The organism is Arsenophonus nasoniae DSM 15247 (genome assembly GCF_000429565.1).
GTDB classification, from domain to species: domain Bacteria; phylum Pseudomonadota; class Gammaproteobacteria; order Enterobacterales; family Enterobacteriaceae; genus Arsenophonus; species Arsenophonus nasoniae.
Map to the genome: position 1 here is coordinate 1 of NZ_AUCC01000123.1, position 5995 is coordinate 5995.

Consider the following 5995-nt stretch of genomic DNA (forward strand, 5'->3'; position numbering starts at 1 on the left):
GTCTCATATGTGGGAAAAAATTACTTTTCGCTGGAATGAATTTTGGATTGAAGCTTAAAGAGCTTATGGCTTGCCACGATGACCTAGCACGGTTGCGGTGGCGATAAAATCAACTACAGGATAGATCTATCTTTTGTTCAAAAATGATTAATAATTAATCGTTTTTTAGCCATCTATTCTGTTCTTTATCTCAACCTTCAAAATTAATTCTGTCAAAACTTAGAAAAAATAAAAATGGTTTCATCATGGCATAGGTTAATTAGTAACCATTTCGGGTATTAATTTCTTATAGATCAAGACGGTAACTCAGAATGGATTACAGCGCATTTTAGGTGGGGTGGTGATAGGTATTTCTATTCCAATTTTCGAAAATGATTAAATTTAACAATTTTCAGTTTCTGATAGGTGACTTTTCTGTTCAAAATCGTTCGGTTTCGGACATCCTACAAAACACCCGTACAAAAATAAGCAAATCATATTCCGTACAGGAGTTTTAATTCGTACATTGTTTTCGGTCATGTTATTTGACCGCTTCTTTCAACGTTTTACCTGCTTTAAAACTCGGTACGTTTGCAGCAGCAATCTGTATAACCTTGCCTGTTTGCGGATTGCGTCCTTCTCTGGCTGCACGTTGCTTAACCTGAAAACTGCCAAAGCCAACGAGTTGTACGTCATCTCCGACCTTTAGTGCTTCTGTCACGGTTTCTATGAAAGAGTTAAGCGCTTTCTCAGCGATTTGATTAATGAGTTCGGTTTTGTTCATGTTGTGCCTGAATTAGTAGATATTTTATATCCTAGTGATGCTAGCTGTAGCAACTCAATAGTGCAATGTTTCAGCGTTAATTAACTCAAAAAAATCTTTTTAATTAAAACTTCTACGCTCGCCGCAAGTCTGTGACCGAGCGAAGCGAGTGAGCAGACGAGGAAGCGGAATATCATCTGTAGTCAAAAAGAAACTTGGTCACTCAGTAGTAACATATTTTTCCGTTCAGGGTTTTTGTTGGAATATAAGTTATCCACAGATAACCCTCGCGCGCGCGTAGTTATATTTAGTTATGTATAAGTTAAAAGAGTTAAAGACCAAAAAAAGAGTAGTAAGGTTATGTTTTTATTATATAAAAAAAAACGTTTTGTCCGTAAAGTTCGATATAATGTCCGTAAAGTTCGATATAATGTCCGTAAAGTTCGATATAATGTCCGTAAAGTTCGATTATAAAAATTAGTTATCCACACTTTTTTGTTCAGTTTATCAGCAATTTTGGGGTTGTTTTTTCTATTAATTTGATTTGTCCATGAAGTTCGATATAATGTCCATGAAGTTCGATATATTTTTACGTCCGTAAAGTTCGAAAAATAGATCCTCCAAAGTGACATCAACACCTTAGAGGATCTAACTAACAATCCTAAACAATCTAGGAGAGAAGCTATGGTTGATCATACAAAGAAAATAGGAAAATTCAATTTGAAGACATTACGACCGCATATACATAAACAATTGGAGTTTTTCATTGCTGATGATGTAGGTGTTTCTAGTTTTCGCGATGAAATAGCAAGTATGGAACATCCATTTTTTGCTTTAAAAGCAGGAGATACAAAAGTCAGAGAATATAAAAATGGTAATGTAACAGTAACTGTTAGGTCTTCTGTGGGTATAGGTTTGGCTACTATCTTTGATAAAGATATTTGGATTTATGCTATTTCAAAATTGCAAGAAGCGATTAACAACAATCAGCCTATTAGCAGAACTATAACTTTTACCCCATATGATTTTTTTGTGACCACGAACAGAGCTAAAAGTGGTAAAGCATATCAGGACTTAGAAAAAGCGTTATCTCGTCTAAAAGGTACAACGATTAAGACAAATATTGTTTATTCAGATGATGAACAGGAAATGATTGAATTTGGATTAATTGATAGCTGGAGAATTGTTGAGAAACAAAAAGGTAAACTTGAAATTGGAATGGTTGAAGTGACTTTGCCAGATTGGCTGTATCAAGCCATAACAAGAACCAAGGTATTACAAATTAGTCCTGATTATTTTCGTATAAGAAAAGCTATTGATAGACGTTTATATGAGGTAGCTCGCAAACATTGTGGCAATCAGCATGAATTTACTATTTGTCTTGATAAGCTTCACCGAAAAACTGGTTCTTCGAGAGAACTCAGGAAGTTTAGATTTGATATAAAGCAACTCATTAAGGTTAATGACCTTCCTGATTATGAAATTTTATTTGATCCTGTTACGGATAAAGTGACTTTCAAAAATCGGAATCAAAATACAGACAAAGCAGATGCATCACGTAAGCGAGAAAAAGGTAAGAAAGAGATTTATAAAATTAAAAAAACGTTGATGAAAAAAATGAATCTATAATTATTTGTTATTATTCTATATTAATTTTTATCATGGTATTTTTTAGTAATCATGTTAACGGTTAGTTTCATTTTGGAATTATATAGAATTATGATTTATATTTTTATATTTTAGGTGTTGAGTTATGCGTAAAATGTTATTATTATATTCTATATAATGATTTAATATAGAATTATGTGGAGTGATAAATGCTCATTTTTATCGATGATGGTTCTACAAATATCAAATTAGCGTGGACACAAGATGGTAAGAAAAAAACTTTAATAAGCGCTAATAGTTTTAAGCCTGAGTGGTCTCTTGGTTTAGGTGATGTTCTTCCAGCAAATTATGATATTGATGGAGAAAAATATTCATTTGACCCCTTAAGTGTAGACGCTGTAAACACAACAGAAAGTCGTTATCAGTATAGTGATATAAATGTTATAGCTATTCACCATGCCTTATTACAAACGGGTCTTAAACCCCAACAGATAGATGTTGTTGTAACTTTACCATTATCAGAATATCTGGATAGTAATAATCAACCAAACAAAGATAATATTAAAAAGAAAAAGTCTAATGTAAAAAGAAAGGTATCTGTACAAAATGGAAATACTTTTATTATCAATAAAGTGAGTGTGCTTCCAGAAAGTATTCCTGCAGGATTTGATATTTTGTCAGAATTGGACGAGGAAGATTCTTTGTTAATTGTTGATTTAGGGGGAACTACATTAGATGTATCTCACGTTCGTGGAAAAATGAATGGGATTATAAAGATGTGGTGCGATTCAAGAATTGGGGTATCAATAATTACTGAAGGATTGAAAGAACAGTTATCATTAAATGCTAATACCAGAGTTAATTCATTTCAAGCTGATCACCTTATCATTCATCGCAATGATGAAGAATATTTGAGAAAAAGAATTCCAGATATAAATAAACTTAATTCCATAATAAATACTCTTCATGAAAAAGAAAAGATTTTGATCAAACGAGTAACTAGCACTTTAGAAAGATTTACAGGTTACACACATGTCATGTGTGTAGGGGGAGGTGCAGATATTATCTCTACTGAAGTAAGAAATATTACAAATGTACCTAAAGATCGTTTTTTTAAGAGTGATAACCCTCAATTTGATCTAGTTTTAGGAATGCTTGCCATGAAAGGTAATCCAAATGAGTAATAACAAGTCAGGGCTTAGAAAATGCAGTTTTTATATTAACCCTGATTATAATAAAGGTGATAAAATAGCCAGCGAATTATTAGATGAAATACCACTTAAAGAACGTGGTAGGGCAATGAGAGCAATGCTTGTTACTGGTGCTGCATTAATGAAACAAGATAAAAGGCTTCCTAATATCATTGCTGATTATGTAACTAATGAAACAACAATTTTTGATATATTACGATTGATTCGTAATGTTTTGCCGATAATTGAAGATCATGTGGATGAGAAATTAATTAGCGCTTTAAATAAAATACTGTCTTCGAATCCAAAGTTTACAAATAAACTAGACTCCTTTGAAAAAAAAGATAGTGATATCAATAAAACTCGCGAGAATAGTAATAAATTATTTCCAGATGATGACTATTAAAAATCACTCTATGTCAGTGTTGATGCACTGACATAGAGCTAATCCAAAACCTAACATATCTAGGAGCCGGACTATGCGAAATAATACGCATATTACACGCATAATGAAAGCGTGCAACATATCAATCGAGCAGCTTTTGAGCTTTGCTCACACATCAAAATATCTCACCAATCGGCAACGTACCCGAATTCTGAATAGAGTTGGGGGTGCTGTATGAAACCAGAGATGATTAAACTTTCATTGAGCGCTAATGTTCCCTGTGGTTTTAGCAATAGCGAGGGAAAAATTCAGACTGATGCCAAAATGACAGATTTACTTTTTAAGTTAATCCGTACTCCTGAAATGAAAACATTGATAGAAAAAGTACAAACTGAAAGATCCCCATTTTTCGTAATATGCCATTTGCCATCTGATTACAACAAAGCACCCAAAGTTTGGCAATTCCATTTTTTACCGCTTTTTTGTAGTGAAAATAGCTACCTAGGCACTTTCTTCCACGCCTATGAATTCCTGTTTTTGTCACCGATGGAATATGTGGAAGGTAAACAGCCTTATTCAGTTACTACGGAGAAACCTAACGAACGGTTTACTGCTAAAGAGTGGGAAGTTCTGTTTCTAATGATGCAACGCTTAAGCAGCAAGGAAATTGCCAGACGGTTAGATATTTCGCGCTTAACGGTCGAGTCTCATTTGAAAGCTATCTACGGGAAAACCAATTTGCATTCAGCTTTTCAGCTAAGGCAATTTTGCCGAGAAAAAAGTATAAATCATTACATTCCTCCTCAACTGCTGCCTGCTGGTAGTCAGTTCATTAGCGTTTAAATCTCTTCGTCATGGCGATTTACTCTGACGGTTGAGCTAGCTGAATAGGAGGAAGTAATGAAACCTTTTTATATTAATAACTTACCAGCTTATTACAGACTATTTCCTAAACTCTCTAAACGAGAAATTGAAATTTTATCCATGTCATGTGCAGGATTAGATAGAAACGAAATAGCAATAGAGCTGAATATTAGTGTACATACTGTAAATAATCATTTTAATAACGCAGTCACTAAATATGAATTAAAAAGTCTTTGTAAGTTAAAAGCTTTGTTTTATTTCGTTATAAACGAAAGTAGAGCTAATAGCGCTGATGGTTTATCGGAATGAGAAAAATACATTTTTATTTTATTACTAAAGCTGCTTTGGCAGCTTTTTTCATAAAAACCACCAATTGTTTATTTTTTGTGCTAAAAATAGTTTTTTCGACTATACCAGTACCTAATTTTTTAAGGCATCATTTTCCTTCGCCCACGTTTTCTGGTCGAACCTAAAACTGAAAACATCCAGTTTTACTAGAGGTGCCTTTGATAGTTGCATCTGCTCTTTAACAAATCAGTATCGGTGATCCGTATGGCGGAAAACGTTTTGTTCATGTTATTGATCGCTGGTAGCCTTAATTTTAAGGCGAGGTTATTTATCCTTCTGGCCGGACGTATGCCGACACAGGTGTACAACCACGTTAAGTGGTTTTTGATTGATATTTTAGTGATAAGCCTATCGTTGTTGAAGACAATTTTTAAGTACTTTTTGAATTTATTTTGGAAAAACCAGCTAAGAAAAACTGGTTTTATGATTTTTACTATTGTCTAGGTAAACGAAGATTCTCTATTTCTAAATGATTTGTTGATCGCCAAGGATTAATGTCAAGTCCACCGCGTCTTGTGTAACGTCCATAGACAGATAATTCTAATGGCTTACAATAAAACAAGATATCGCTAAATATTCGTTCAATACATTGTTCATGGTTAGGAAATTGAATCGCTTTTAAAGTGAGTAGCAAAAGCCATCCCTTATTGCAAAAAGGAGATGGGGATCGATTTATTGTGTTTAGTGCCAGTTAACATTTCCTCAGAGAGTGTAATTTCTAACCTGATTTCCTTATTTTAGACACATTGATCCTGCGTTTAGCTGCGTAACCATCGCTTTTTCTCCAGGTTATGCAGTCTTTCTGACAACAATTCCGTTGCTTTTTTACCCATTTGCGCCCCGGTGAAAAGCAGCCTG

6 protein-coding genes and 1 pseudogene are annotated in these 5995 nt (G+C 33.9%); 5 read left to right on the forward strand and 2 right to left on the reverse strand.

What is annotated here, in order from left to right:
- Window positions 1-520: 520 nt before the first annotated feature.
- Entirely contained in the window at window positions 521-763 is a 243-nt protein-coding gene (locus G468_RS0115695; RefSeq protein WP_026823869.1) for an HU family DNA-binding protein, read from the reverse strand.
- Between the two features lie 663 nt (window positions 764-1426).
- Between G468_RS0115695 and G468_RS0115700 the strand changes: the two genes are divergently transcribed.
- The 5 genes from G468_RS0115700 to G468_RS0115720 all read left to right on the forward strand — a co-directional run bounded on the left by G468_RS0115700 (window position 1427) and on the right by G468_RS0115720 (window position 5098).
- A complete protein-coding gene (locus G468_RS0115700; RefSeq protein ID WP_026823870.1) occupies window positions 1427-2371 on the forward strand; it encodes a replication initiator protein A in 945 nt (314 codons plus the stop codon).
- A 188-nt stretch (window positions 2372-2559) separates the two neighbouring features.
- Window positions 2560-3534, forward strand: a complete 975-nt coding sequence (locus G468_RS0115705; RefSeq protein ID WP_026823871.1) for a plasmid segregation protein ParM — start codon at window positions 2560-2562, stop codon at window positions 3532-3534.
- Complete coding sequence (locus tag G468_RS0115710) at window positions 3527-3946, forward strand: plasmid partitioning/stability family protein (RefSeq protein WP_026823872.1); 420 nt, start codon at window positions 3527-3529, stop codon at window positions 3944-3946. Before G468_RS0115705 ends, G468_RS0115710 begins: the two co-directional genes overlap by 8 nt.
- Window positions 3947-4159: 213 nt before the next feature.
- The gene (locus tag G468_RS0115715) at window positions 4160-4768 is read left to right on the forward strand and encodes a helix-turn-helix transcriptional regulator (protein WP_026823873.1); all 609 of its coding nucleotides are present in this window, start codon (window positions 4160-4162) and stop codon (window positions 4766-4768) included.
- A gap of 57 nt (window positions 4769-4825) precedes the next feature.
- A complete protein-coding gene (locus G468_RS0115720) occupies window positions 4826-5098 on the forward strand; it encodes a helix-turn-helix transcriptional regulator (protein ID WP_026823874.1) in 273 nt (90 codons plus the stop codon).
- Between the two features lie 472 nt (window positions 5099-5570).
- Here G468_RS0115720 and queF read toward each other — a convergent pair.
- A pseudogene (queF, locus tag G468_RS23150) lies at window positions 5571-5735 on the reverse strand (NADPH-dependent 7-cyano-7-deazaguanine reductase QueF); the annotation flags it as partial.
- Window positions 5736-5995: the final 260 nt, after the last annotated feature.

Excerpts from the sequence above, each read along its gene's own strand:
- G468_RS0115710 (WP_026823872.1), top strand. The coding sequence starts at position 3,527 with ATGAGTAATAACAAGTCAGGGCTTAGAAAATGCAGTTTTTATATTAAC.
- G468_RS0115720 (WP_026823874.1), top strand. The coding sequence starts at position 4,826 with ATGAAACCTTTTTATATTAATAACTTACCAGCTTATTACAGACTATTT.
- G468_RS0115705 (WP_026823871.1), top strand. The coding sequence starts at position 2,560 with ATGCTCATTTTTATCGATGATGGTTCTACAAATATCAAATTAGCGTGG.
- G468_RS0115715 (WP_026823873.1), top strand. The coding sequence starts at position 4,160 with ATGAAACCAGAGATGATTAAACTTTCATTGAGCGCTAATGTTCCCTGT.
- G468_RS0115695 (WP_026823869.1), bottom strand. The coding sequence starts at position 763 with ATGAACAAAACCGAACTCATTAATCAAATCGCTGAGAAAGCGCTTAAC.
- G468_RS0115700 (WP_026823870.1), top strand. The coding sequence starts at position 1,427 with ATGGTTGATCATACAAAGAAAATAGGAAAATTCAATTTGAAGACATTA.